This window comes from Pseudomonas sp. NY15435, from assembly GCF_048068295.1.
In the GTDB taxonomy this organism is placed as follows: domain Bacteria; phylum Pseudomonadota; class Gammaproteobacteria; order Pseudomonadales; family Pseudomonadaceae; genus Pseudomonas.
On sequence record NZ_JBLUQA010000001.1, the window covers coordinates 391022 to 417482 of the forward strand.

The window sequence follows — 26461 nt, forward strand, 5'->3', positions numbered from 1 at the left end:
AATCCTGTGGGAATGCGGGCCGCTGAGGGCCTACACGGTAATCAGTACGTCGCTGTCGCCACGCGGCGCGGCACCCTCGCTCGCCTGCGTATCACGCGGGTTGGCGGCGACCGCGAGCTGTTCCTCGGCGAAGCGCTGGCGGTTCTGCTGGCCCTGTTGGCCGGACTGCGAATCGGACGAGACCTGCACGTTGACTTGCAGGAAGTTCTGCCCGACCAGCTCCTGGCGCAGGCGCTCGCTGGTGTTCTGCAGCAGACGCACGACGTCGCCATTGCTGGCCGATATCTGCACGTTGAGCTGGCCGGCCTCATGCCGCACGAGAATCTCCAGGGCGCCCAGCTCCGGGGGATCGAGGCGGATCGTGGCGTTCTGCACGCGCTGGCCGAGTTGCAGTTCGACGTTGTCGCGCAGGGCACTGACCATCTGCTCGCCCCAGTGGGCATCGTTGTTGCCCTTGAGGTGCAGCGGCTTGTCGAACAACGGCGTCGCCGGCGCGCTGGGCGCGGGCGGTGCACCGTTGTCAGCCGCCGGAAGACGATGCTCGAGCGCTACCGCCGGCAGTTGCGGCGCGGCGGATTCCGGCCCCTGGGCACTGGCGGCCAGGTGCTGTTGCAGCAGGGTCTGTGCCTGGCTCTGGGTTGCCTCGCGGGGGGCCGGCGGCGTGGCCTTGGCCGGCTCTTCGGAGAGCTCGGCGGGTGGCAGCAGCATGTCTTCCGGCTTCACCGCGGCAGGCGCTGGCTGGGCGGAAGAATCGATGGGCGGGGTAGCGAACCCGGATACCTGCGCGGCAGTCTGCGCCGGCGGATTGTCCCGCGCCTGCACCACCAGCCCGGCCTGGCTGAGCATGCCGGCCAGCCAGTTCTCTGCACCGGAGGGTGAGGCCTGCTCGGTTTGCCGGCCCTGTGCATCGCTGTCGCGGGTTTCGGCGGGCAGCTCTTCGGGCAGCACCGGCCGCACAGTGCCGGGCTGTTGCACAGGCTCATCGACCTGCGCGGTATCGAACTGCGCGAGGAAGGACTGCACCGTAATGCTCCGCTCACCGGCATTCGATTGCGCCAGTTGCTGGTCGCGGAAGCTGGCAACGTCGGGGGCATCGCGGCGCGAATCCTGCGGGCGAGCCTCGGCCACCGGAGCTACATCGCGGCTGGCAGTGGGCAGGGATTGGGTCGGTAGCTGGATCACGGTCTATCGACCCTCCTGGTACGTGTCCACCTGCATGTACGCCGAGCGTCCCTCGGCGTATTCCAGGTGCGAAAGCAGGAGGCGGCGCAAGCGCTCGCACTCCTCGGCGCAGGCCTGCGACGCCTGCTCGTGCAGGCGCTTCAAATGTTTCCTGGCCAGCAGCACGTCGGCCGCCAGCCCGGTCTGCGACGACATCGCCACCAGTTGCGCGCGGATCGCCAGGTCAACCTGTCCCATGGCTTTCCAGTCCTTGCGCTGCAGCGCCGAGCCGAGCCGTTCGTACAGCTCGAGCAGGCGCCGGCGATCATCCACGTGCGGCACTCACGCCCTCCCAGCCCTCGCGCAGGATGCCCAGCAGGCGCACCACTTCGTCGATGCCGGCGACGTCGAGCGACACGCTGACGTCGGAGAGCCGGTAGATGCAGTAGTCGTAGAGGCGCGCCAGGCCCTGCACGGTCTCGCCGCCGTTCTCGTAGTCGAGCGCGCCATTCAGGCCGTTGAGAATGTTCAGGCACTTCTCCAGGGAGCGGCCCTTCTGCTGGTAGCGCTTGTGCTCGATGTGCCCGCGGGCGCGGGCCAGTTCGTCGAGCAGGCCGTCGAACAGCACCAGCACCAGTTCGTAGGGCGAGGACGAGGCGGCCTTGGACTCCAGGTCGATCATCCGGTAGCTGTCGTAGCTTTCGTTCATGCCGTAGGCGCTCATCCGAACATCCCGCTGGTCTGGTCCATCGACTGCATGGTCTGCATCATCGAGGTGTATTGCTTGAGGTAGCGCGCGTAGTAGGTGTCGTACTGCTTCTGCAGGTTGTCGTAGTCATCGTCGACGCGGCGCAGGCTGTTGTTCAGGGCGTCCTTGCGGTTCTTCATGACGCCATTGGTGCTGTTGGTGTACACCGCGACGCCCTTGTCCAGGCTGTCGAGCAGGTTGCCCTTGCCCATGAACAGCTTGTCCAGGGCCTCGGGATCGCTGGCGATGGCCTTCTCGAAACGGGTCGCATCGAGGGTCAGCTTGCCGCTGCGGTCGGCACTGATGCCCAGGGTGATCAGGTTGGCGCCGCCGAAGCTGGTACGAACCATCTGGTTCAGTGCGTTCTCGATGGCGCGCACGCTGGAGTCGCCGGCCAGGGCGCCACGGGAATTGCCGTTCTGGTCGCCGGCGGCGGTCAGGCTGTCGATGGTGCTGGCCAGGGCGTTGAAGGCGTCGATGAAGGTCTGCACCTTCTTCTTGGTTTCGCTCTGGTCCTGGGCGACGGTCAGGCGGATGGCCTGTTCGCCGGATTTCTGCGCCTGGGTGAAGGTAGCGCTGACGCCGTCGATGATGTTGTCGAAGGTGTTGCTGGCGTTGGTCAGCAGCATGCCGTTCTCGCCACCCAGGCGGACGCGTGCATCCTGCGCCTTGGACAGTTCCTGCGGATTGCCCATGGCGTTCTCGAAGGCGCTGTTGGCGCTGTCGGTGCCGCTCAGCGACAGGCTGATGGCGTTCTCCGCGCCGGACTTCTCGGCGCCCAGCACCAGCGATACCTGGCCGTTGCTGCGTACCAGGGTGGCCTTCACGCCGGTGTTGTCGGTGGCCTTGTTGATCGCCGCGGCCAGCTCGTCCAGCGAGTTGCTGCCGTCGCCGTCGGTGTCGATCTTGCTCAGGTCGATATCGAAGGACTTGCCGTTCTGGGTCAGGGTCAGGGTGCCCTGGGTGTCGATATCGCCGGCCTGCAGGCCGGAGAAGGACAGCTGGTGGCTGGTGGCGAGCTGCTCGACGAAGAAGTCATAGCTGCCGGGCACGGCGTTCTTGTCCACCTTGGCGGTGAGGTAGCCGTCCTTGCTGGTGGTGGCGCTGTTGACCAGCATGCTGGTGTTGCTGCCGGTCACGCCCTGCAGGCTTTTCACCGCCGAGGAGAAGGTCTTGAGCGCCGACTCCAGGGAGGTCACTGCGGTCAGCTGGGACTGGTACGAGGACTTGTTGCGGTCAGCCTTGTTCAGGCCGTTCTGCACTTCGTACGTGGCCAGCTGCTGGGCCATGCTTTTGACGTAATCGGAATCTATGGTCGCCATCTGAATCCACCTCTTTCATCCCGGCAGAGCAATTACGGTGCCAATGCCGGGAGGCCCGTCGCACGGGGCTTTGCGGGTTGACCAGGGAGAAGTCCAACTTCCGCCCGGCGTGGTTTGGCGCGCAGCGGGAAGCGGCATTTCCGCCTGCCGGGCACGCGCCCTGATGCAGAGGAAGGGCGACCGTGGAGAGGGATTCGTTAAGGAAGTTGACGAGGTGATTTTCGGGGAGAGTCGTAGACACAAACGTCGCCGTAGGAGCGGACTTCGTCCGCGCTGGCGATGGTGCCGTGCGGTTCGCGAGCAAGGACTAGGCGTCCCCCTCGGTCCTACAGGGGAGCGCTCGTTGTAGGAGCGAGCTTGCTCGCGAACAATGTCCAGCCCAAAGGCGCTCGTCAGTAAGGCTGCCGCGAATACACCGGCTGTTCGCGCGGATCGCCCATCAGTTGGCTGAGGATGTCGTGGTGCATCGCCAGCAGCTTGCCGTTGCGTTCGTTGAGGCGCTTGCACTGGGCGGTGAGCTGGCCCAGTTGCTGCCACTCCTGCTGCAGTTCCTCGCGGTGCGGCGGCTTGTAGTTGGACAGCAGCGTGCGCATGCCGTCGGCGTCCATCGGCAGGTGGAAGGCGCGCAGCACGCGGCTGCGGCGCTGGGCGCGGCCCGCGACGGAGTCGAGCAGCGCCTGGATGTCCGGGTTCAGCGCTTCGATCTGCGCGCTGTCCCGCGCCAGCAGGTGGCGGTACAGCTCCTGCAGGCGGTCGCGCAGCGCCAGGCAGTCGCGGCCATCCTGCTGGATGTCCTGCTCGATCACCTGCAGCAGCCGCGCGCGCTGGGTCATGCGTCGCTGCCGCGATGGTAGGAGAGGATGCTGGTGGCGAGCACGCTGGTGTCGTTCTGCAGTTCGCCATTCATCAGCGCGCGGCGGATCTGGGCAACGCGGCTCTGGTCCACGTCCGGCATGGCGCGCAGGGTTTCCTGCATTTCGTCCAGGCGCAGCGAATCGTTGACCGGCGCGCTCGCGCTGGTCTCGGCCACCGGGGCGGCACGCTCGCTGCGTGCGCTCTTGGCGGACTCGCTGGTGGCCAGCGCAACGCTGGTCAGTTGCCGGGTGATTTCCATGGTGTGTATCCGAGTATTTTTTGGGCTTTCCCTCAGAGGGCGACCGCCCCGGAGGAAAACTTAAATGCCATAGCGCGAGTTCACCAAACAGCCGGCGGATGTCACCCCCGCGCCCGCCACCAGGACTGCGCGGCGAGGCCATCCTGGATTTTCTGTTCCTGCTGCGCAAGTTGCAGCTGCCATTGGCCGACCTTGGCCTCGATCACCTGGGCCAGCACCTTCTCGCTGCGCATGGCCGCCATCAGTTCGCCCTGGATGCGCGCCAGGGTCTGCTCTGCGACCTCCAGCTCGCGGCGCTGCAACTGCAGCATCTTGTGCAGGGTCGCCTTGTACTGCTGCTGGTTGTGCCGCTGCAGCGGCGTGCTGGTGGCCACGCTGAAGCCGCACAGGCGATCCAGCCCGGCGATGTTGTTGCGGTAACGCTGGCAGAGACTCTGCTGGTAGTTCACCCGCCCCAACAGCTCGCGGACCTTGCCGCCGCGCACGTCGGCCAGGCGCCCGAGCATGTCGATCTGCGCCTTCATCAGCGGCTCCCGACGATGCTTTGCAGGGTGGCGACGCTGTTGCCCAGCTCGGCGCCGTCGGCCGTTTCCTGGCGCAGGTAGCGCTCCAGCATGGGCGCCAGCTGCACGGCCCGGTCGGTCTTCACATCCATGCCCGGTGTATAGCCACCCAGCGGAATCAGCTCCTTGATGCGCTCATAGGTGCCACTGAACTCCTTGAACTGGCGCGCCGCGGAGAGATGCACCGGGTCCGCCACCTGGCTCATGCAACGGCTGACCGAGGCGCCGATGTCGATCGCCGGGTAGTGCCCGACGTCCGCCAGCCGGCGCGACAGCACGATGTGCCCGTCGAGGATGGCGCGAGCGCAGTCGACGATCGGGTCCTGGTGATCATCGCCCTCCGCCAGCACGGTGTAGATAGCGCTCAGGCTGCCCGTCTCGCCCTCGCCATTGCCGGCACTTTCCACCAGCTCCGGGAGCAGGCCGAACACCGACGGTGGATAGCCCTTGGTGGCCGGCGGCTCGCCCAGCGCCAGGGCGATCTCGCGCTGGGCCATGGCGTAGCGGGTCAGCGAATCCACCAGCAGCAGCACGTCCTTGCCCTGGTCACGGAAATACGCAGCGATGCTGTGGCAAAGCTCGGTGGCCTTCAGGCGCATCAGCGGCGATTCATTGGCAGGCGCCACCACCACCACGGCTTTCTGCAAGCCTTCCGGGCCGAGGGAATGCAGGATGAATTCCTGCACCTCGCGGCCGCGCTCGCCGATCAACCCGACCACCACCACGTCGGCCTTGGTCTGCCGGGTGATCATCCCCAGCAGCACACTCTTGCCCACGCCGCTGCCGGCAAACAGGCCGACGCGCTGGCCCTTGCCCAGGGTCAGCAGGCCGTTGATGGCGCGCACGCCGACATCCAGCGGTTCGGACACCGGGCGCCGGCGCAGTGGGTTCACCTGCGGCAACTCGGTGGGCAACGGGTGGCGACCGGCAAGCTTGCCGAGGCCGTCCAGGGGTTCGCCGAGGCCGTTGACCACGCGCCCCAGCCAGGAATGATCGATGTGCAGCACGGCTTCGTCCGGCGCCGGGAAGACCCGCGAGCCGGAGGTCAGGCCGACGGGTTTCTTGAAGGGCATGAGGTAGGTGATGTCACGGTTGAAGCCGACCACCTGCGCCTCCAGGCGCTCGCCGTCGGCGACTTCCACGTAGCAGCGCTGGCCGGTCATGCGCCGGCAGCCGAGGCTCTCCAGCAGCAGGCCGGAGACCCGTACCAGGCGACCGCTGACCCGCGCCAGCTGGACCGAGTCCAGTGAGCGCAGCGCTTCTTCGAGCTTGAAGCCGTCGCCCAGGGCCATGTCAGTCTTCGTCCTGCAGGTGCGCGCTCAGGGCTTCCATGCAGCTGTCCAGGCGCTGCTGACAGCCGATGTCGGCTTCGGCCTGGGCAGTGACGACGCGGCACTCACCCAGCGCCAGGCGCTCGTCCGGCACCAGTCGCCACTTGGCGGCGCGCTCGGGGTTCAGCTCGCGGATGCGCGCGCATTCTTCCGGGTTGAGCAGGATCTGCACATCGCCCTGCTCACCCGGCATGGCGGCCAGGGCTTCCTCGGCGAGGGTCAGCAGTTGCGTCGGGTTGAGTGTCAGCTCGACACGGATGACCTGCTTCGCCACCTTCTGCACCAGCTCCAGCAGCTCTTTCTGGCGGCTGCGCTGGAAGGCCTGGTGGTATTCGCCGAAGGCTTCGACGGCGGCCTGCAGCGGTGCGCTGGCTTCGTCGAATACCTGCCGCCCAAGCGCGCGGCCTTCCTCGCGCCCCTTGCGCAGGCCGTCCTGGCGACCGGCCTCGAAGCCTTCGCGCAGGCCGGCTTCACGGCCTTCACCGACGCCGTCCTGGTAGCCTTTCTCCAGCCCTTCCTGGAAGCCTTCGGAGATGGCGCGCTGGCGTGCCGCCGGGTCGCTGTCCCAGCCATGGTTGTCGGCGCTGGCGGTGGCGCAGCGCGGCGGGAAGCGGTACGGGCGCCAGGCGCGGGTGTCGGCCTTGATGACTTTGATCGCCATGCGCGGTTACTCCACCGTCTGCTCGCGGAACAGTTGCACCTGCAGGTCGCCTTCGGCGGCCAGGTCGCGGACCACGCCCATGATCTCCTTGCGCACCTGCTCCACGCGGCTCAGCGGCACCGGGCCCTGGCGGCGGTTGATCGACTCCATCTGCTGCATCTGGCGCTTCGGCATGGCGCCCTGGATGGCGCGTACCAGCTCGGGTTCGGCGCCCTTCAGCGCGACCACCCACTCGTCCAGCGGGATGACTTCCAGCAGGGTCTGCAGCACTTCCTGGTTCTGCCGGGAAAGGATGAAGAAGTCGTACATCTCGTCTTCGATCCTGCCGACCAGGTCGTCGTTGTGGGCGCGCAACAGCTCGAACATCTGGTTACGGTCGCCCTTGAAGCGGTTCATGATGTCCGCCGCCTGCTTGACCCCGCGTACCTGCGAACCCTGGGTGGAGAGCACGCGCAGGCTGCGGTCGATCAGTTGCTCCAGCTCGGCGATGACATCGCTGTTCACCTCGCTCAGGTTGGCGATGCGGAACAGCAACTCATCCTGGCGCTCGGGCGGCATGGCTTCGAGCACATCAGTGGCCATGCCCGGTGGCAGGAAGGCGAGGAACACCGCCTGCATCTGCGCGTGTTCCTTGGCGATCAGCGCGGCGAACTGCTTGGGATCGATCCACTCCATGCGCGCCATCTTGGCGCGGATTTCCTCGCCGTAGATGCTGTCCAGCAGGTTGCGCGTGATGTCGCTGCCCAGCGCCTTGCCGAGCATGCCGGCGAGGTAGGAGCGCGAGGCGCCCTTGATGCTGGACTGCAGTTTGTAGTCGTCGAAGAAGCGCCCGATCACGTCGGAGACGGTGTTCTGCTTGACGTTGGACAGCCGCGCCATCGCCTGGCTGATGCTGACGATCTCCTCGCGGCTGAAGTTGCGCAGGATGCCCGCGGAGGCTTCGTCACCCATGCTCAGCATGAGGATCGCCGCCTGTTCCAGGGAGCTCACGGCGCGCATCTGCGGGCCGCGCTTTTTCGGTTCTTCAGGCAGGCTCGTGTCGGTCATTGCGGCCAATCCAGTGCTTGATCACTTCCGAGACCCGTTCCGGGTCGTTCTTCGCCAGCATCTGCAGATGCTCGATCTGGTGTTCCAGCCCCGAACCCGGCGCCGGCAGGCGGATTTCCGAGAGCGGGTTCAGCTCGCCGAGCACGTTGAGCCCGCCGACGCTTTCACTGCCCAGCGCCAGGCGCCGCTCGGCGTCCAGGGCGAGCGGATACTCGGCGCTACCCTCGGGCAACGCAGCGGTAGCCGTCGGCTGCGCCCGCTGGGCCAGGCTGCGCACAGCCGGGCGCACGCCGAACAGCAGGAACAGCAGGGCGATCAGGCCGAGCACGGTGTAGCGCACCAGGGATTGCAGGGCGCTGCTCTCCCACCAGCTGGCGGAAGACTCTTCCACCGGCGTGGCGGCGAACGGGAACACGCTGACGGTGATCAGGTCGCCGCGCTGGGCGTTGAAGCCGACAGCGCTTTTCACCATGGCTTCCAGGTCAGCGCGGGCCTTGTCGGTCCAGCCGCCTTCGGGCGCCGCGCTGGCGTTGATCACCACCGCCACGCTCTGCTGGCGCAGGGCGAAGGCCGGGTACTTGATGTGGGTGACGCGCTGGTCGAAATCGTTCTGCCGGGTGGCTTCCTCGCGGGTAGATGTGGCAGCCTTGTTGTCGGTGCTGGCGACCTTGCCGTTGCCGGCCTGAACGTTGGCGTTCTGCGCCTGCCCCTGCTGCGCTTGCGGCGGCGGCTCCGGCGGACGGTTGCTCAGCGAACCGGGCACGCCGAGGGCGAGCTGGTCCAGCGTGCTCTCGTTGCGCAGCACCTCGCTGCGCAGACGCGGCGCCTCACCGTAGGCCTGCTGGGTTTCTTCCTTCTGGCTGAAGTCGATATCGGCGGACACGCTGATGCGGTAGTTGCCCAGGCCGAGCACCGGCGCCAGCACTTCCTCGACATTGCCCACGGCCTTGCGCTGGTACTCGTCCACCGCCTGCCAGTTCTGCGAGGGGCCGCCGGCACCGGTGATGCCGCGCGATAGCAGCACGCCGCTCTGGTCCACCACGCTGACGTCTTCGGGCTTCAACTGCGGCACGCTGCCAGCCACCAGGTTGACGATGGCGCCGACCTGCTCCGGGCTCAGCCGTTGGCCGGGCGCCAGTTGCAGCAGCACCGAGGCCTTGGCCGGGTCACGCCGGCCGACCACGAAGGAGTTGCTGTCTTCCCGGGCGACGTGCACGCGCGCCTGCTCGATGCCTTTCAGGCCCATGATGGTGCGCGCCAACTCGCCTTCCAGGCTGCGCTTCAAGCGCACGTCCTGGAGGAAGTGGCTGGTGCCCAGCGGCTCATCCTTGTCGAACAGCTCGTAGCCGGCCGGCATGGACACCTTCACGCCCTTGGCTGCCAGCAGCATGCGTGCGCGCGCCAGGTCTTCCTCGCGTACCAGCACCTGGCCGCTCTGCGGGTGCAGGCGATAGTCGAAGGCTTCGGCGTCCAGCACCTGCATCACGTCGGCAGCCGGGTAAGCCTCGCCTGCGCCGTACAGCGGGCGGTAGGCACCCTGGTCGCGCCACAGGTAGAAGACCACGGCAGCAGCCAGCAGCGCGGCACCCAGGGCAATGCCGAGCAGCCCCAGGCGCGGGTCGAGCTTGAGTTTGTCGAGCGGCAGGCGCCCTTTGAGATTCTGCAGCACTGTCAGTCCTTACAGCGGCATGCGGATGATTTCGTCGAAGGCGCCGGTGAGCTTGTTGCGCACCTGCAGCAGCGCGGAGAACGACACGCTGGCCTTCTGGCTCTGGATCATGGCGCCGACCAGGTCGTCGCTCTGGCCGCTGTCCACCGCGGCCATGGCGGCGCTGGACTGGTGCTGTTCGGCGTCCACCGAGCGCAGCGCCTGCTCGAAGCTGGCGCCGATGCCCTGACTCTCGTCGAGCTGCGTGGCGAGCTGCGCAGCAGGCCGCACAGCCGGCCCGCTGGCCAGATCGGCGTAACGGTTCATCCGGTCCAGCATGTCCTGCTGTACCTGCATGATCGAACTCATGGAAGGGCTCCCCTGGGAAACGAAATCAGAACTGCACCTGCACGCCCTGCTCGCGCATCGCGTTGAGTCGGTAGCGCAGCGCGCGGGTGGTCATGCCCAGGCTCTCGGCGGCCTTGGTCTTGTGCCCGCCGAATCGGCGGATGGTGTCGATCACGTGCTGGTATTCGGCGAGCTTGCCGCTGGCGCGCAGCGCGGCGCGGCCGCCTTCGGCCGCCAGCGGGATCACCGCGGCAACGGTGGCCATGGGCGCATCCGGCGCGGCCAGGCCGAGGTCGCGGGGCTGGATGAACAGGCCGTTGCGCAGCACCAGCGCGCGCTGCAGGGTGTTCTCCAGTTCGCGCACGTTGCCCGGCCAGTCATGCTGCAGCAGCGCGCGGCTGGCGGACTCGGTGAGCAGGTCTTGTTCGGCGTCCTGCGGGGCGTACTGGCGGATGAAACGGCGCGCCAGCGGCAGTACATCTTCCTTGCGCTCGCGCAGGGGCGAGATGTGCAACGGCAGCACGTCGAGGCGGAACATCAGGTCGGCGCGGAAGCGGCCCTCGCTGACCTCGGCCTGCAGGTCACGGTTGGTGGCGGCGATGATGCGTACGTCCAGTTCGATCTCGCGGCGCCCGCCCAGGCGCTCCACGCGCTGCTCCTGCAGCACGCGCAGCAGCTTGGCCTGCAGGGCCAGCGGCAGCTCGCCGATCTCGTCCAGCAGCAGGGTGCCGCCGTTGGCCAGTTCGAACTTGCCCGGCTGGGCATTCACCGCGCCGGTGAAGGCGCCGCGTTCGTGGCCGAAGAGGATGGATTCGAGCATCGCCTCGGGGATCGCCGCGCAGTTCACCGCAATAAAAGGCGCGTCCGGGCTGGCGATGCCGTGGATGTAGCGGGCCAGCAGCTCCTTGCCGGTGCCGGTTTCGCCGCTGATGAGGATCGGCGCGCGGGTCTGCGCGACGCGTTGCGCCATGGCCAGCAGGCGGCGGCCAGCCTGGGAGCGCGAAACGAACAGTTCCTGGGCGGCGCTGGAAGCTTCCTGGCGACGCAGCAACGCGGCCAGCTGGCCAGCACCGAAGGGAGACAACAGATAGTCGACGCAGCCGAGGTCGAGCAGGGTGGCGGCCTTGTCCTGCTCTTCATAACCGACAATGGGCACCACATCGCGCTCGCGGCCATCGCTGAGCAGCGCGCCGACCTGAGCATAAAGGTCAGGGGCGGGGAAGGCACCAGCAAGGATGAACAGCAGGGAAGCGTCGCTGCGTGCACGGGCCAGTTCGGCGAAGCCGGAGAAGCGCTCGACGCGACAGCCTTCAGCCAGCAGCGTCTGCAAAAGGAGAGCGTGAGCGGCGTCCGAGGACGGCCCGATGATCGCAACTTTTTTCTGCGCAGGCCGCTCTTCGAGCAGCGTTTCACATAATTGATCGATCGACTGGCTTAAACTGTTCACCGCAACTTTCCATTCGCTAGTGCGTTCGAAAACCCTTGTCGTCGCTCAACGCCAGCATCAGCCGAAACCTATATCGGCGACTGCGGAACTTCTTAACAGAACGGGTATCTCACGGGTGGCATTGCAACAACTTCGTCATATGCGAATCGCTGCAACCTGTAACTAACTCACCCACACTAACAAGTGCCAGCACTACGCCATAGCTTCCCGCCGATTAATTTAAATCAATAGACAAAAAGTTCCGTCAAAAACAGCATTTGATATCTATTGATTTAATCGGACGACCTCAGATCGCTATCATTGCGCCACGTCAGCAGCCTGTGACGCAGAAGACACGGGCCCTCTGACAGACAGAGCATGCCGCGAGCAACGATCAGCCGATCCCGGCGGTCATGACACCTCCCGTGTCCTTGGGCAGATGGCAGATCGAACCTGGAAGTACGACGCTGAGCATGACTGGTAAATCAAAAGTCCACCATGGCGTGCCCGCCGATAGTCTGATTCGACTGAAACCGCAGAAACTCGGCCGGCATTATCACAAGATCCCGCAGTACATCAAAGAGATCTCCGGAAAATATCCGCGAATCATCAGCGACTATTTCCTGCGGCATTATCGAATCAATCTCGAACTGGACAACCTGACCATTCACGAGGAACTTCCCCGTGAACTGGAATGTTTATTCGATTCGCCCCTGGGCAAGTTCGGTTTCGCCATGGACCGTGCCCTGCTCACCGAAGTCATCGAGTGCTATTACGGCGGCACCGTGGTCGCCAATCGCGACACGCCGCCGATCAGCAGCTCCGAGCAGCGCATGCTCGATCGCCTCGGTCTGGACGTGGTGGACCTGTTCGGCCGCGCCCTGCTGATGGGCGAATCGGTCGGCCGCCTGCAGCAGATCGACCCCACCTATGAAGAGGTGCAGTGGGAGTACGTCGCCGAGTTCAGCTACGTCAGCCACCTGACCGGCCAACGCTCCTCGCTCTACCTCTACCTGGACAACCCGCTGGCGGACGAACTGACCCGCCGCCTCGCCGGCCCGCCGCCACCGCGCCTCACCGGCAACCCGGTGGAACACATCAAGCACCTGCCGCTGCGCCTGGATTGCGTGGTCGCCGCCGCGCGCCTGCCGCTGTCGCAGGTTTTGGCCCTTGAGCCGGGCGATGTGCTGACCATCCGCCCGCTGGAGCGCGTCGAAGTGCGGGTCAACCAGCAGAAGCTGTTCCGCGGCGCCATCTTCGAAGACGACGGCACCCTCTTCCTCTCCTCCCTGGAAAGCGTGAAAAACCCATGACCGGTTCTCTCTCCGACTCCGAGTTCGAGTCGCTGATCAACGACGGCGACCTGGGCCTCACCCAGGACGTCACCGACATCCCCGCCGAACCCGTGCGCGCGTCGCTGCCGCAGCAGGACCTGGCTTTCTTCGGCAAGATTCCGGTGAACGTCACCCTGGAAGTCGCCTCGGTGGAAATCTCGCTGAAGGAGTTGATGGACGTCGATGCCAACAGCGTGATCATCCTCGACAAGCTCGCCGGCGAACCGCTGGACGTGAAGGTCAACGGTGCGCTGTTCGCCAAGGCCGAAGTGGTGGTGATGAACGGCAATTACGGCCTGCGCGTGCTGGAACTGTGCGGCGCCAGCCTCGACGCCCTGACTGCCTGATGATGTTGCGCCGCTCCCTGACAGGCAGATCGCTGGCCGCGCTTGGCCTGCTCGTCGCCGCGCTCTGCCCGCTCTACGCACAGGCGGCCGGCGGCGAGGTCACGCTGTTCAACCTGCACGACACGGCGGACGGCCAGGCCTTCAGCGTCAAGCTGCAGATTCTCATCGTCATGACCCTGCTGGGCTTCCTCCCGGCCATGCTCATGCTGATGACCTGCTTCACCCGTTTCGTCATCGTGCTGGCCATCCTGCGCCAGGCCATCGGCCTGCAGCAGAGCCCGCCGAACAACGTGCTGGTGGGTATCGCGCTGATCATGACGCTGCTGGTGATGCGCCCGGTCTGGCAGGACATCTACGCCAACGCCTACCAACCCTTCGAGGCCGACCAGATCAGCCTGGAAGACGGCATGGGCCGCGCCAAGCAGACCCTGAGCCGCTTCATGCTGGCGCAGACCAACCGCACCTCGCTGGAGACCATGGTCAGCCTGGCCGGCGAGACGGTGCCGGAAAAACTGGAAGACCTGGACTTCTCCCTGCTGCTGCCGTCCTTCGTGCTCAGCGAGCTGAAAACCGCCTTCCAGCTGGGCTTCATGATCTTCATCCCGTTCCTGGTGATCGACCTGGTGGTGGCCAGCGTACTGATGGCGATGGGCATGATGATGCTCTCGCCGATGATGATCTCGCTGCCGTTCAAGCTGATGATCTTCGTGCTGGTGGACGGCTGGGCCCTGATGATGGGCACGCTGACCAGCAGCGTGCAGCCGTTCTAGCGGCCCTGACGGAACACTACAGATGCTCACTCCGGAAAGCGCCGTCGACATCGTTTCCAACGCCGTGCACATCACCGCGCTGATCGTCTGCGTACTGATCGTGCCGAGCCTGATCGGTGGCCTGCTGGTGAGCATTTTCCAGGCGGCCACGCAGATCAACGAGCAGATGCTCAGCTTTCTGCCGCGCCTGCTGATCACCCTGGGGATGCTGGTGTTCGCCGGCCACTGGATCCTGCGCACCCTGTCCGAGCTGTTCATCGAGTCGTTCCACCAGGCAGGCCGCCTGGTCGGCTGATGCCATGCAGCAAGGCGCATCCTTCCTGCAGGCCTTCGACTACCTGCAAACGCTGCAGGCCTGGTGGTGGCCCTTCTGCCGGATCATGGCGGTGTTCGCCCTGGCGCCGATCTTCAGCCACAAGGCGATCCCCATGCGCCTGCGCATCCTCCTCGGCCTGGCCCTGACCGTCGCCCTCGGCGCCGCGCTGCCGCGCCCGCCGGCCATCGATCCGCTGTCCGCCCAGGGCCTGCTGGTAGCGCTGGAACAGATTGCCTTCGGCCTGATGCTCGGGCTTTCGCTGATGCTGGTGTTCACCGTGTTCACCCTGGTGGGTGACGTGATCTCCACCCAGCTGGGCCTGAGCATGGCCGTCTACAACGACCCCATGAACGGCGTGTCGTCGTCCTCGATCCTCTACCAGCTGTACTTCATCCTGCTGGTGTTCCTGTTCCTCTCCATCGACGGCCACCTGCTGGTGGTGAGCATCCTCTACCAGAGCTTCGTCTACTGGCCGGTAGGCAGCGGGCTGCATTACCTGGGGCTGGAATCGGTGGTCGGCAGCCTCGCCTGGGTGTTCTCCGCCGCCGTGCTGATCACCTTGCCGGTGGTGTTCTGCATGACCCTGGTGCAGTTCTGCTTCGGCCTGCTGAACCGCATCTCGCCAGCGCTCAACCTGTTCTCCCTGGGCTTTCCGATGGCGATACTGGCGGGCCTTGCGTGCATCTGGCTGACCTTGCCGGACATCCCCGAGAACTATCTGAAGCTCACCCGCCAGTTGCTCGACGCCATCGGCGTGATCTTCCGCGAGGGGCGCCATGGCTGACCAGCACAGCGCCCAGGAAAAGACGGAAGAGGCCTCCCAGCAGAAACTCAGGAAGAGCCGCGAGGATGGCCAGGTCAGCCGCTCCAAGGACCTCTCCACCACGCTCTCGTTGCTGGCCACGCTCATCGCCCTGAAATTCTGCGTGGAGCATTTCTACGACGGCCTGAAGCAAGGCTTCGCGCTGTCCTTCATCGATCTGCGCAACAGCGAGATCGGCCTGAACGACCTGCCGCTGGTGCTCGGTCATCACCTGGTGCTGTTCATCACCACACTGCTGCCGTTGCTGGTCACGCCGCTGCTGGTGGTGCTGTTCTCGATGATCCCCGGCGGCTGGATCTTCTCCAGCAAGAACTTCATGCCCAAGTTCTCCAAGCTCAACCCCATCACCGGGCTGGGTCGCATCTTCTCGCTGCAGAACTGGACCGAGCTGGCCAAGTCGCTGCTGAAGATCGCCGTGCTGATTGCCGTCGCCCTCTACCAGTTGCACGGTGCCCTGCCCGGCCTGCTCGCCTTGCAGCGCGGCGACGTGCGCACGGCCATCGCCACGGCCTTCGGCACCTTCTACGACATCACGCTTTCTCTGCTGGTGGTGTTCATCCTGTTCTCGGTCATCGACATCCCGATCCAGTACTTCTTCTTCAAGAAGAAGCTGCGCATGACCAAGCAGGAGCGCAAGGAAGAACACAAGAACCAGGAAGGCCGCCCGGAAGTGAAGGCGCGCATCCGCCAGTTACAGCGCCAGCTGGTGCACCGGCAGATCAGCAAGACGATCAAGACCGCCGATGTGGTGATCGTCAACCCGGTGCACTTCGCCGTGGCGCTGCGCTACGACCCGAAGAAGGCCCAGGCGCCCTACGTGGTCGCCAAGGGCCTGGACGAGACCGCGCTGTACATCCGCAAGATGGCCAAGGCTCACGATCTGGAAGTGCTCGAACTGCCGCCGCTGGCCCGCGCCATCTACGCCACCACCCAGGTGAACCAGCAGATTCCTGCGCAGCTGTACAAGGCCGTGGCCCACGTCCTCACCTACATCCTCCAGCTCAAGGCCTGGCGCTCCGGGCGTCGTGAACGCCCGGAGCTGATACGCAACGTCCCCATTCCCGAAGAACTGCTGAACAGAGTCTGACCATGCGCCTACTGCAGTCACTATTGCCGACCTTCCAGAGCGGCCGCATCGGCATCCCGCTGATCATCCTGTCGATCCTCTCGATGATCATCCTGCCGCTGCCGCCACTGGTGCTGGACGCCCTGTTCACCTTCAACATCGTCGTGGCGATCCTGGTGCTGCTGGTCAGCGTGTCATCGAAGAGTCCGCTGGACTTTTCCTTGCTGCCCACGGTGATCCTGGTCACCACGCTGCTGCGCCTGACCCTGAACGTCGCCTCCACCCGCGTGGTGCTGCTCGACGGCCACACCGGCACCGGCGCGGCGGGCAAGGTGATCGAAGCCTTCGGCCACGTGGTCATCGGCGGCAACTTCATCGTCGGCCTGATCGTCTTCGTGATCCTGATGATCATCAACTTCATGGTCATCACCAAAGGCGGCGAGCGCATCTCCGAGGTGACTGCGCGCTTTACCCTGGACGCCCTGCCCGGCAAGCAGATGGCCATCGACGCCGACCTCAACGCCGGCCTGATCGACCAGAACGAAGCCAAGCGCCGGCGCTCGGAAGTGGCCAAGGAAGCCGACTTCTACGGCGCGATGGACGGCGCCTCGAAGTTCGTCCGCGGCGACGCCATCGCCGGCATCCTGATCCTGCTGATCAACCTGTTCGGCGGCCTGGCCATCGGCGTGTTCGTCTATGACCTGCCCGCCGGCGCGGCCTTCCAGCGCTACGCCCTGCTGACCATCGGCGACGGCCTGGTGGCGCAGATCCCGGCGCTGCTGCTGTCCACTGCGGCGGCGATCATCGTCACACGGGTCAACGAATCGGCGGAAATCACCAGCCTGGTGCGCAAGCAGATGCTGGCCTCGCCGTCGCTGCTCTATACCGTCGCCGGCATCCTGGTCGTGCTCGGCCTGGTGCCGGGCATGCCGCACATGGCGTTCTTCGCCTTCGCCGCGCTGGTGGCCTTCATCGCCTGGCGCCTGTCGCTGGCCGGCCCGCCGATCGAAGCGCAGACCCTGGAGCAGACCCAGGCGCTGACGCACGCCATGGACCAGGAGCGCGCCCAGCAGTTGGGCTGGGAAGACATCCCACTGGTGGAGCGCCTGTCGATCTCGCTGGGCTACAAGCTGGTCAGCCTGGTCAACGAAGCCAGCGGCGCGCCGCTGCCGCAGAGGATTCGCGGGGTACGCCAGACGCTCTCGGAGAACCTCGGTTTCCTCCTGCCGGAAGTGCAGATCCGCGACAGCCTGCGCCTGAAAGCCTCGCAATACGCCATCCACATCAACGGCGAGCGCATCGACGGCGCGGAAATCCACGCCGACCGGCTGATGGCGATTCCCTCGCCGGAGCTCTATGGCGAGATCGACGGCATCCTCGGCGTCGACCCGGCGTACCGCATGCAGGTGGTGTGGATTCTGCCGGCGGACAAGTCCCGCGCGCTGAACCTGGGCTACCAGGTGATCGACTGCGCCAGCGTGGTCGCCACGCACCTGAACAAGGTGGTGCGCGAGCACCTGCCGGACATCTTCAAGCACGACGACGTCGAGCACCTGATGCAACGCCTGACCCTGCAGGCGCCCAAGCTGGCCGAATCGCTGAAGGCGCAGCTCACTTATTCACAGCAGCATCGGGTGTTCCGCCAGCTGCTCCAGGAAGAGGTCGCGCTCAAGGATATCGTCACCATCGCCAGTGCCCTGCTCGAAGGCAGCGAGACCACCAAGGACCCGGTGCTGCTGGCCTCCGACGTGCGCTATGCGCTGCGCCGCAGCATCGTGTCGTCGATTGCCGGCGACCGCCCGGAGCTGAGCGTGTTCGTGCTGGAGAATGCCCTGGAGAACACCCTGCTCGGCGCCCTGAGCATCGCCCAGCAGGCCGGCCCGGTGAGCCTGGACAACATCCCGGTGGAGCCCAGCCTGCTCAACCAGTTGCAGCACAGCATGCCGGTGGTGAAGGAAAAGCTGCGCAAGGAAGGCCACCCGCCGATCCTCACCGTGATGCCGCAGCTCCGCCCGCTGCTGGCACGTTATGCGCGAGTGTTCAGCCCAGGGTTGCACGTGCTGTCGCAGAACGAGATTCCGGAGCGGGTGGGGGTGCAGATTCTGGGGACGCTGGGGTAAGGCGTTTCGGGAGATTCGGGCGTTGGGGCTGGCCTCTCCCTAACCCTGGCTGCGCGCCCCGCTCCGAAGGGAGAGGGGACTGTCCCGGCTGGGCTGAAGATTCAACGCACGCCGGCTGACTCCTAAACAACCCCAGCATGCCGAACGGCCCCCTCTCCCTTCAGGGAGAGGGCTGGGGAGAGGGTGCAACAGACCGCACCCAGCCCCCCCCATCACGACAACCGCGCTCGCCCCAACAAACTGCGGTTGAAGCTCACCGACATCGACGTCACCAGCTCGGTAAACGCCGCACTCGGCCGATCCAGCTTGAAGCCCTGTTCGAAGCGCGCATTCTTGGCGTCCTTCTTCGACCACTGGCAGATGGCAGTGATGTCCACCGAGCGCGTGTGATCCTCGCGTACCGGTATCTCCAGGCGCATGTCGTAACAGCTGCCCGGCGCCAGCGGCTCCTCCGTCACCAGCCGCAGGCCTCCCATCGAGACGTCCAGGACCACCCCCATGGGGTCGCCGCTCAGGCGGTTGGTCACGTTGATCTGGCCGATGTGGCGGAAGGTCAAACGACGGTGCTTGCGCATGGGGGCCTCTTGTAGAGAACGGGCTCTGGGACGGGCGCTTCTGCAACGAAACGCGCGCGCATCCTAGCAGCGCCGGCACCTCAAACGAACTCAAAAGCTATCAACTGGCCAGCACTGAGCAGGAAATCGAGCGCCTTCCATCGCCCGGCGCACCGCTGCAGCCATGCAGCGGATACTCTGCAATCTGCGCTGCGCGATTGCCCGCAGTGCTGCGATTTTGCACACACCCCTCTGCGCCACCCCACGGTGCCTGGGCGTTTCAGGCTGGCATGCAACATGCCTTGCTCATTCCGCTGGCCGCTTGGCGGCCACGCCGCCGTGTTGGGAAATTGCCTTGGAGATCTGCCTTGGAGGGAAAAATGGACCCGCTAAAACTGCTGCTGGACAGGGGCCTGTTGCTGTCCGACAGCCTGACGTCCCAGGGACGCTTCATCGAGGTCTCCGCCGAGCAGACAGACCAGCTCGGCTATGCACCGGGATCCCTGGACGGCCAGGGCGCCGAGCTGATCTACACCGCCGACTCGCTGAACGCGCTGATGCAGTTGTTCGCCAGCCCACCGGCCGATGAGCGCGTGCAGGACCTGGAGCTGACCCTGATCCGCCACAACGGCGGCCTGCTGCCGGTGCTCGCCAGCGGCGTGCTGCAATGGCGCGACGGCGAGCCGGCGCGCCTGCATCTGGTGAAGATGCCGCTGGGCCCGGTCAGCCGCCGCCTGGGCGAGCTGCAGAGCGCCAACGAAGTGATGAGCCAGATGCTCTTCAGCGCGCGGGTGGCCTACTGGTGCATCGAGTTCGCCGAGTCGGTGGACGTGCGCGAGACACCCGACGAGATCGTCCGCCAGGTGTTCGAAAACCGCTCCTACTGGCGCATGTGCAACCGCGCCATGGCCAACATCTACGAGATGCCCGCCGACGTCGACTTCAGCGAGCAGCCGGTGCGCCTGTATTGGCCGCGCAGCCCGGCCAACGAAGAATTCGTGCGGCGCCTGATCGAAGCGGAGTTCCACGTCGATGGCGCACTGTCGGTGGACCGTCGCCATGACGGCTCGCCGGCCTACGTGGAGAACGACGTGCGCGCCAGCATCCACAACGGTCGCATGCTGCGCATGTGGGGCAGCCTGCGCGATGTCAGCCAGGAACTGCGCATGCAGCACGACGCCGAGCAACGCATCGAAGCGCTGCGCCGCGTATTCGACGCCGTGCCCGACGCCGTGCTGGTGATCGACGAAGCCGCCCAGCCGCAATGGCGCAACGCTGCCTTCGAGCAAACCTTCGGCATCACCCGTGCGGCCGGGCTGGCCTCGACGCTGAACCGCATGCCCTTGCCCGAACGCACCTGGCAGGTGCTCGACCTGCCCGACCAGTTCGGCAACTACCAGTCCTTCAACAGCCACTGCTCGCGCATCCTCATCCGCGAGGGCGTGGCCTGGCGCGTCTTCGTGCTGCGCTTGGCGAACAAGGCGACGGAGCTGCATCCATGAGCAAAGAAGCATGAGCGAAGAAGGCTTCTTTGCGCCGCTGCGCATGGGCATGCGCTCGTCGGTCAGCGCGTCGGGGGAGATGCTCTCGGCGCTACTGGAGACGCCAGCGCTGCATGCCCTGCTCGACAGTTTCAGCGAGGCGCTGATCGTCTGCGACGGCGACTCGCGGGTGCGCTTCATCAACCTCGCGGCGGAGCGCGTCAACCGCGTCACCCGCGTCGACGTGCTGGGCCTGCCGGACGTGGACTTCTTCCAGCGCTCGGCGCTGCAGTTCGACGACTTCCAGCAGGCCCTGCGCCGTGGTGGCAAGAGCGCGCTGACCCGCTCGCGCGATGGCCGGGTGTTCCTCACCCGCGCCCAGGCGGTACCCACCGGCGCCTACGAGAAGCCCTACAGCCTGCTGATCCAGCGCGAGTACGAGCCGGGCACGGCGGGCAGCCTGCGCAGCCCTTCCGGGCGCGCCTCGACCACCGACCTGCAGGGCCTGGGCGACCCGCAGGACAACGCCCTGCACATGTCGCCGCTGCTCTCCTCCATCGCCGACATGGGCGTGCGCGCCTTCCGTCGCCGCGCGCGCCTGCTGCTGCTCGGCGAGCCCGGCGTGGGCAAGACCGCCATCGCCCGGCACATCCACCGCGCCGCCGGCTGGGGCGACCGGCCCTTCATCGACGTGAACTGCGCGAGCATCCCGGAAACCCTGTTCGAATCGGAGATGTTCGGCTACGAGCGCGGCGCCTTCACCGGCGCGCTGCAATCGGGCAAGCGCGGCTATATCGAAAGCGCTTCGGGCGGCACGCTGTTCCTCGACGAGATCGGCGAGATCCCGCTGCAAGTGCAGGCCAAGCTGCTCAAGTTCCTCGAAGACGGCACCATCCAGCCGGTGGGCTCGCCATTGTCGAAACAGGTCCAGGTGCAGGTGATCGCCGCCACCAACAAGGATTTGCGCGCCCAGGTGGCAGCCGGCGAATTCCGCGCCGACCTCTACTACCGCCTGGCCGTGCTGCCGGTGGAAATCCCGCCGCTGCGCGCCCACCGTGACGACCTGCCGGTGCTGATGGACATCCTCCTCGCGCGCATCAACCGCGACCGCCAGCCGCCGCTGCGGCTCGCCTCGGGCTGCCGCGAGCGCCTGCTGGGCTACGACTACCCCGGCAACATCCGCGAGCTGGTGAACATCTTCGAGCGCCTCGCCGTGCTGGCCGACGATGTGGCGGAAGAACTGCACCTGCCGCCGGAACTGCTCGGCGCACCGCCGGCCGGCAGCCCCATCGCCACCGACGATCCGGCTGCGACCATCGACGACCAGCCGCTCAAGGCCCAGGTGCAGCGCTACGAACGCCAGGTCATCCTGCGCGCGGTGCGCCTGTGCGGCAGCAAGCGCAAGGCGGCGATCCACCTGGGCATCGATGTCGGTACGCTGATCCGCAAGCTGCAGCGCGACGACTGACGCGCCCCGAAGAGCCTTCGTAGGAGCGGACTCTGTCCGCGATGTGCAACAGGCCGGCTCCGAGCAGCCGGCAATCGATCGCGGACAAAGTCCGCTCCTACCCGAGACCCACCTCCCGGTGCAAGACCGATTGGTCACCGGGGGTTCCCGCACCCGAGAGAAATCCCCTGCGACAATCCACCGCTGCAAGCCTGCCTACAGGCGTTGTCATTTCTGCTTACACCCCTGATCTCGTATTTTTATTTTTCCTTTAAATTTCAATTACTTAACTATTTGGCACAGTCTGTGCCCTGTCTCCTTCGACCCGTGACCGTGCACGGGTCCTCGAATCGCGTCGGCGTTCTGACCACAGAGCGCCGGCAGTTCTGGAGGCACAAGAATAATGCTCATCACAGGTATCAAGAGCCGGCCGGTCTACGACCAGTTGCGCCCGCTCACCGGTGGCAACCACCACATCATCGCCGGCCAGGGCAGCGGCGGCGGCGCCATGCTCCGCCTGCTCGCCGAAATGCCGCGCACCGCGCCCATCCGCGTGCTGTATTCCAGCGAATCCTTCTCCGGCCAGGATCACCTCGCCGCGCTGCGCGACATCACTGATGTCGAACTGTCGATCTACCCGAGCAACCGCGCGCTGGTCGATGACCTGCACGCCCTGCTGGGGCAGTCGCGCATGGGTACCCGCCTGTACCTGGCCGGTTCCGAGAGCTTCATCGGCACCGCCATGCAGGCCGCCGACGCGATCAACCTGAACAAGGACGAAGTGCTGCGCGAGCACGCCGGGTCCTTCGTGCGCCGTGTCTGGTGCGTGCATTGCGACGGCTACACCGAGAACGTCACCCAGCGCGTTTTCGACTGCCCGCACTGCGCCCGCACCCTGGTGGTCCGCGACCACTACTCCCGCCGCCTCGCCGCATTCCAGGCGGTGAAGGCCGACGCCGAAGTCCCCGGCGAACTGCCCGAAGCCGAGGAGCTCGACACATGAGCCAGTCCAACGGAACCCTGAATGTCCGCGTCACCCGCATCGAGCAGGTGACCCCGGAGATCAAGCGCTTCACCCTGGCCTCCACCGACGGCGCGCACCTGACGCCCTTCTCCGGCGGCAGCAACATCGTGGTGCTGATGCCCCACGCCAGCGGCACCTACCGCAACGCCTACTCGCTGATGAGTTCGCCCTACGACGCCAGCGCCTACCAGATTGCCGTGCGCCGCGTGGAAGAAGGCCGTGGTGGTTCCAGGCACATGCATGACGTGGTGCAGGAAGGCGACGAGCTGGAAATCCTCCGCCCGGTGAATCTGTTCCCGCTGAGCAAGCACGCGCGCCTGCACCTGTTCATCGCCGGCGGCGTGGGCATCACCCCGGTGTGCTCGCAACTGGCCGAACTGCGCCTGCGTGGCACGCCCTTCGAAGTGCACCTGGCGGTGCGCGGCGATGCCCATGCGCGCCTGGGTGAAGAGCTGCTGCGCGAATACGGCGATGCCGTGCACCTCTACCGCGACGACCGCGGCGAGCGCCTGAACATTGCCGAAGTGCTGGCCGACCGACCGCTGGGCAGCGACGTCTACGTCTGCGGCCCCGAGGGCATGATCCAGGCGACCCTCTCCGCCGCCCACGCCCACGGCTGGACCGACAGCCACATCCACTACGAACGCTTCCTCGAACAGGGCAGCGTCGGCGAGGCGTTCCAGGTCACCCTGGCGCGCAGCGGCGCGACCATCCAGGTTTCGCCTGACCAGAGCCTGCTGGAAGCCGCCGAGGCCGCCGGCCATGAAATCCCGTACCTGTGCCGCGGCGGCGCCTGCGGCATGTGCGAGACCAACGTCCTCGAACTGGATGGCGAAATCCTCCACACCGACGACTGGCTGTCCGACGAGGACAAGGCCGCCAACAAGAAAATCATGCCCTGCGTGTCGCGTGCCAAGTGCTCGCGGCTGGTCATCGACTGCTGAGCCGGAGAACGACCATGACCATCCAATTCCGCCCCGACGAAACCTACCGCGACGACTACACCTACGCCAACAGCCAGGCCTGCATCGACCGCGCGCCCTGGCCCTTCCCGGACGACGAGTACATGTACTCGATGAACCTGGAGCCGCACGTCAGCGTAGGCAACGATGCCTTCCGCGCGGTGTTCGACATCGACGAGCACTACATCAGCGAGTGCCGCGACCGAGCGATCACCCTGGAGAAGGACCCGGGCATGCACTACGTCTCCGCGCCGCACATGATGGAGGCGCAGTGGGACCTGCTCGAGCTGATCATGGAGTCCTACGCCAAGGACTACCCGGAGTACTTCTCCCTGGAGAAGGACGGCACCCGCTGGCACTGGACCAACAAGCTGCTGAACATCGACGACACCTTCACCTTCGGTGATCCGTCGACCCTGCCCTTTGAACCGATGGAGTACGTCACCCGCCAGGCCCAGGGCGACTGGGTCCTGCAGGAAGAGCGCGACGGCACCCTGTACTGGGGCGCGGGCATCGCCACCCAGCGCGCCGACTATTCGCTGCGCTTCAACCTGGGCATGGCCTGGCACGAGTTCCACGGCCCGGTGCCGCTGGTGAAGGAAACCGGCATGCTCGACCGCGCGCTGAAGTTCCTCCTGCGCCTGCGCAACGGCCACCCGGTGCGTCGCCTGAACTGGTCGCTGACCGTCAACCCGCGCCTGGATGTCTCTGCCGAGTCCCTGCCCGAGTGGGCGCCGGACCGCACCACGGTGACCGCCGAGAACGCCGGGAAAAAGGTCTACTTGCGCATCGAACTGCAACCGCTGCACCGTCTGCCGCGCAGCAACGCCATCGTGTTCCCGATCCGCACCTACCTGCTGAGCCTGGAAGACATCGCCACCAACCCGGCGTGGGCCAAGCGCATGCACCGCGTGCTCAAGTCCCTCGACCAGCAGTTGGTCGACTACAAGGGCTTCACCCGCTACCACCGGCAAGCCGTGGAGTGGCTCTCGCAGTTCGATGACGGCCAGTGACCGTCACTTTTTACCCATAAGAAACACACCCGAAAAGGGAACCGGCGGGCGTCGTGAGGCCCGCCGGCCGATTGCCTTCTGCCCATCAACCCCCTGAGAGGAAACAACGATGAGTGGGTCCCCTGCCAAGCGTGCCGCTGGCGCTACCGATCATGACGCCGAGCAGCTCGCTGCCCTCGGCTACAGCTCCAACTTCGAACGCAGCATGGGCCTGTGGGAGAACTTCTCCCTGGGCTTCACCTATCTGTCGCCGGTCGTCGGCGTCTACACACTGTTCGGCCTGTGCCTGGCCGCGGGTGGTCCGCCGATGTTCTGGACCTACCTGCTGATCGGCCTGGGCCAACTGCTGGTGTGCCTGGTGTTCTGCGAAGTGGTCTCGCAATTCCCCATCTCCGGGGGCGTCTACCCCTGGGCGCGTCGCCTGGTGGGCAAGCGCTGGGCGTGGATGGTCGGCTGGGTGTATGCCTGGGCGCTGTGTACCTCCATCGCCGGCATCGCCGTGGGCGCCAGCCCGTACATGGCCGCCATGCTCGGCTTCGAGATGCACGGCAACGCCGCCATCGGCATCGCCCTGGGCCTGATCGCCCTGTCCACCGTGCTCAACCTGTCCGGCACCAAACTGCTGGCCCGCGTCGCCATGTTCGGCTTCATCTGCGAACTGGGCGGTGCGCTGCTGGTCGGCGGCTACCTGCTGATCTTCGAGCGTCACAACGATTTCAGCGTGCTGTTCAACACCTTCGACATCAAGGTCGACGGCAGCTACTGGCCGGCCTTCCTCGCCGCATCCCTGGCGGGGCTGTTCCAGTACTACGGCTTCGAGGCCTGCGGTGACGTCGCCGAGGAAACCCCGAACCCCGGCAAGATGATCCCCAAGACCATGCGCATGACCATCTACATCGGCGGTGCGGCGGCGATGTTCGCCTGCCTGGCGCTGATCCTCTCGGTGCCGGATATCCAGCGCGTGATCAACGGCGAAGACACCGATCCGGTCACTACCATCCTGGCCAATGCCTTCGGCCCGGTGGGTTCGAAGCTGGTGATGGCAGTGGTGATGGTGTCGTTCGTGTCCTGCGTACTGAGCCTGCAAGCTGCCGCCAGCCGCCTGCTGTTCGCCTATGCCCGCGATGAGATGATCGTCGGCAGCAAGGCCCTGTCGAAGCTCAACACCAACCACGTACCGGCGGTCGCACTGATGGTGGCAGGCGTGATGCCGGCAGCCATTGTCTGCGTGGGTCTGTTCATGGCTGATGCGGTGGCCACCATCGTCGGCTTCGCCGCGATTGGCATCTACATCGCGTTCCAGCTGATCGTCGTTGCCGCGCTGATCGCCCGCGCCAAGGGCTGGGCGCCGGGTGGCCAGTTCACGCTGGGCAAGTGGGGCGTGCCGGTGAACGTCGCCGCGCTGATCTATGGCGTGGCGGCGATCACCAATATGGTCTGGCCACGCACCCCGGACGCACCCTGGTACATGAACTACTCGATGATCCTCACCACGGCGATCGTGCTCGGCGCCGGCCTGCTCTACATGCTGCTGGCCAAGCCCTACGACAAGGGCACGGCACCGGCGGGCGACGCCCACCGGATCTCCCGCCGCCAATCATCCGTGCGCGCAACTGGCGCGCTGTCCGAACCGGCTTGATCGCAACGTTGACGCAATTCGGGCCATACGCCTGAGGGGCTGCGTCTGGAGCGTCACCTTTCCCCGGTGACGCTCCCCTGCGTTTGCGCAACGGACCCGCCATCCCCGCGATGGCCGGTCCGTTTTTTTATGCCCGGCGTATCGTTTTTGTAGGAGCGGACTCCGTCCGCGATGTGCCATCGGCCAGCTCGGAGTG

27 protein-coding genes are annotated in these 26461 nt (G+C 65.8%); 13 read left to right on the top strand and 14 right to left on the bottom strand.

Features of this window, described 5'->3' with window-relative positions:
- Window positions 1–30 precede the first annotated feature (30 nt).
- The 13 genes from ACNFH5_RS01855 to ACNFH5_RS01915 all read right to left on the bottom strand — a co-directional run bounded on the left by ACNFH5_RS01855 (window position 31) and on the right by ACNFH5_RS01915 (window position 11369).
- Window positions 31–1182: a flagellar hook-length control protein FliK gene (locus ACNFH5_RS01855; protein WP_416743793.1), complete on the bottom strand. Its 1152-nt coding sequence runs from the start codon at window positions 1180–1182 to the stop codon at window positions 31–33.
- A gap of 3 nt (window positions 1183–1185) precedes the next feature.
- Window positions 1186–1503: a hypothetical protein gene (locus tag ACNFH5_RS01860; RefSeq protein ID WP_416743795.1), complete on the bottom strand. Its 318-nt coding sequence runs from the start codon at window positions 1501–1503 to the stop codon at window positions 1186–1188.
- Window positions 1487–1885: a flagellar export chaperone FliS gene (fliS, locus tag ACNFH5_RS01865; protein WP_416743797.1), complete on the bottom strand. Its 399-nt coding sequence runs from the start codon at window positions 1883–1885 to the stop codon at window positions 1487–1489. The genes ACNFH5_RS01860 and fliS overlap by 17 nt, the downstream gene beginning before the upstream one ends.
- Window positions 1882–3231, bottom strand: a complete 1350-nt coding sequence (gene fliD / locus ACNFH5_RS01870) for a flagellar filament capping protein FliD (protein ID WP_416743799.1) — start codon at window positions 3229–3231, stop codon at window positions 1882–1884. The genes fliS and fliD overlap by 4 nt, the downstream gene beginning before the upstream one ends.
- A 392-nt stretch (window positions 3232–3623) precedes the next feature.
- Window positions 3624–4064, bottom strand: coding sequence for a flagellar export chaperone FlgN (gene flgN / locus ACNFH5_RS01875; protein WP_416743801.1), 441 nt, complete (start codon window positions 4062–4064; stop codon window positions 3624–3626).
- Window positions 4061–4345 (bottom strand): flagellar biosynthesis anti-sigma factor FlgM, encoded by a 285-nt coding sequence (gene flgM, locus ACNFH5_RS01880; RefSeq protein ID WP_416743803.1) that lies wholly within the window; start codon window positions 4343–4345, stop codon window positions 4061–4063. The genes flgN and flgM overlap by 4 nt, the downstream gene beginning before the upstream one ends.
- A gap of 101 nt (window positions 4346–4446) precedes the next feature.
- Window positions 4447–4869: a flagellar export protein FliJ gene (locus ACNFH5_RS01885; protein ID WP_416743805.1), complete on the bottom strand. Its 423-nt coding sequence runs from the start codon at window positions 4867–4869 to the stop codon at window positions 4447–4449.
- Window positions 4869–6200 (bottom strand): flagellar protein export ATPase FliI, encoded by a 1332-nt coding sequence (fliI, locus tag ACNFH5_RS01890; RefSeq protein ID WP_416743807.1) that lies wholly within the window; start codon window positions 6198–6200, stop codon window positions 4869–4871. Before fliI ends, ACNFH5_RS01885 begins: the two co-directional genes overlap by 1 nt.
- Before the next feature lies 1 nt (window position 6201).
- Window positions 6202–6900 carry a flagellar assembly protein FliH gene (gene fliH, locus ACNFH5_RS01895; RefSeq protein WP_416743809.1) on the bottom strand — a complete coding sequence of 233 codons (699 nt, stop codon included), beginning with the start codon at window positions 6898–6900 and terminating at the stop codon, window positions 6202–6204.
- A 6-nt stretch (window positions 6901–6906) separates the two neighbouring features.
- The gene (locus ACNFH5_RS01900) at window positions 6907–7947 is read right to left on the bottom strand and encodes a FliG C-terminal domain-containing protein (protein ID WP_416743811.1); all 1041 of its coding nucleotides are present in this window, start codon (window positions 7945–7947) and stop codon (window positions 6907–6909) included.
- Window positions 7925–9616: a flagellar basal-body MS-ring/collar protein FliF gene (gene fliF / locus ACNFH5_RS01905; protein ID WP_416743813.1), complete on the bottom strand. Its 1692-nt coding sequence runs from the start codon at window positions 9614–9616 to the stop codon at window positions 7925–7927. Before fliF ends, ACNFH5_RS01900 begins: the two co-directional genes overlap by 23 nt.
- Window positions 9617–9625: 9 nt before the next feature.
- On the bottom strand, window positions 9626–9964 hold the full coding sequence (locus tag ACNFH5_RS01910) for a flagellar hook-basal body complex protein FliE (RefSeq protein ID WP_416743814.1): 339 nt from the start codon (window positions 9962–9964) through the stop codon (window positions 9626–9628).
- A gap of 25 nt (window positions 9965–9989) precedes the next feature.
- Window positions 9990–11369, bottom strand: coding sequence for a sigma 54-interacting transcriptional regulator (locus tag ACNFH5_RS01915; RefSeq protein WP_416744376.1), 1380 nt, complete (start codon window positions 11367–11369; stop codon window positions 9990–9992).
- A 473-nt stretch (window positions 11370–11842) separates the two neighbouring features.
- Between ACNFH5_RS01915 and ACNFH5_RS01920 the strand changes: the two genes are divergently transcribed.
- The 7 genes from ACNFH5_RS01920 to ACNFH5_RS01950 are packed head-to-tail and all read left to right on the top strand — an operon-like array spanning window position 11843 to window position 18145.
- Window positions 11843–12682, top strand: coding sequence for a FliM/FliN family flagellar motor switch protein (locus ACNFH5_RS01920; protein ID WP_416743816.1), 840 nt, complete (start codon window positions 11843–11845; stop codon window positions 12680–12682).
- The gene (locus tag ACNFH5_RS01925) at window positions 12679–13050 is read left to right on the top strand and encodes a FliM/FliN family flagellar motor switch protein (protein WP_416743818.1); all 372 of its coding nucleotides are present in this window, start codon (window positions 12679–12681) and stop codon (window positions 13048–13050) included. Before ACNFH5_RS01920 ends, ACNFH5_RS01925 begins: the two co-directional genes overlap by 4 nt.
- A gap of 2 nt (window positions 13051–13052) precedes the next feature.
- Window positions 13053–13820: a flagellar type III secretion system pore protein FliP gene (gene fliP / locus ACNFH5_RS01930; RefSeq protein ID WP_416744378.1), complete on the top strand. Its 768-nt coding sequence runs from the start codon at window positions 13053–13055 to the stop codon at window positions 13818–13820.
- 22 nt (window positions 13821–13842) lie between these two features.
- Window positions 13843–14115 (top strand): flagellar biosynthetic protein FliQ, encoded by a 273-nt coding sequence (locus ACNFH5_RS01935; protein WP_045213351.1) that lies wholly within the window; start codon window positions 13843–13845, stop codon window positions 14113–14115.
- Window positions 14116–14119: 4 nt separating this feature from the next.
- Window positions 14120–14920 (top strand): flagellar biosynthetic protein FliR, encoded by an 801-nt coding sequence (gene fliR / locus ACNFH5_RS01940; protein WP_416743821.1) that lies wholly within the window; start codon window positions 14120–14122, stop codon window positions 14918–14920.
- Complete coding sequence (gene flhB, locus ACNFH5_RS01945; RefSeq protein ID WP_416743823.1) at window positions 14913–16046, top strand: flagellar biosynthesis protein FlhB; 1134 nt, start codon at window positions 14913–14915, stop codon at window positions 16044–16046. Before fliR ends, flhB begins: the two co-directional genes overlap by 8 nt.
- A gap of 2 nt (window positions 16047–16048) precedes the next feature.
- Window positions 16049–18145, top strand: a complete 2097-nt coding sequence (locus tag ACNFH5_RS01950) for a flagellar biosynthesis protein FlhA (RefSeq protein ID WP_416743825.1) — start codon at window positions 16049–16051, stop codon at window positions 18143–18145.
- 212 nt (window positions 18146–18357) lie between these two features.
- Here ACNFH5_RS01950 and ACNFH5_RS01955 read toward each other — a convergent pair whose 3' ends face one another.
- On the bottom strand, window positions 18358–18720 hold the full coding sequence (locus ACNFH5_RS01955; protein ID WP_017521274.1) for a PilZ domain-containing protein: 363 nt from the start codon (window positions 18718–18720) through the stop codon (window positions 18358–18360).
- Between the two features lie 359 nt (window positions 18721–19079).
- On the opposite strand from ACNFH5_RS01955, the gene ACNFH5_RS01960 reads away from it, so the two are divergent.
- The 6 genes from ACNFH5_RS01960 (at window position 19080) to ACNFH5_RS01985 (ending at window position 26265) form a co-directional block, all read left to right on the top strand.
- Entirely contained in the window at window positions 19080–20201 is a 1122-nt protein-coding gene (locus ACNFH5_RS01960; protein ID WP_416743826.1) for a PAS domain-containing protein, read from the top strand.
- Between the two features lie 10 nt (window positions 20202–20211).
- Window positions 20212–21648, top strand: coding sequence for a sigma-54 interaction domain-containing protein (locus tag ACNFH5_RS01965; protein ID WP_416743828.1), 1437 nt, complete (start codon window positions 20212–20214; stop codon window positions 21646–21648).
- 382 nt (window positions 21649–22030) lie between these two features.
- Complete coding sequence (locus ACNFH5_RS01970; protein ID WP_416743829.1) at window positions 22031–22630, top strand: dimethylamine monooxygenase subunit DmmA family protein; 600 nt, start codon at window positions 22031–22033, stop codon at window positions 22628–22630.
- Window positions 22627–23595 carry a PDR/VanB family oxidoreductase gene (locus tag ACNFH5_RS01975; RefSeq protein WP_416743830.1) on the top strand — a complete coding sequence of 323 codons (969 nt, stop codon included), beginning with the start codon at window positions 22627–22629 and terminating at the stop codon, window positions 23593–23595. The genes ACNFH5_RS01970 and ACNFH5_RS01975 overlap by 4 nt, the downstream gene beginning before the upstream one ends.
- A gap of 14 nt (window positions 23596–23609) precedes the next feature.
- On the top strand, window positions 23610–24626 hold the full coding sequence (locus ACNFH5_RS01980; RefSeq protein WP_416743832.1) for a heme-dependent oxidative N-demethylase family protein: 1017 nt from the start codon (window positions 23610–23612) through the stop codon (window positions 24624–24626).
- Window positions 24627–24735: 109 nt separating this feature from the next.
- Complete coding sequence (locus ACNFH5_RS01985) at window positions 24736–26265, top strand: APC family permease (RefSeq protein ID WP_416743834.1); 1530 nt, start codon at window positions 24736–24738, stop codon at window positions 26263–26265.
- Window positions 26266–26461: the final 196 nt, after the last annotated feature.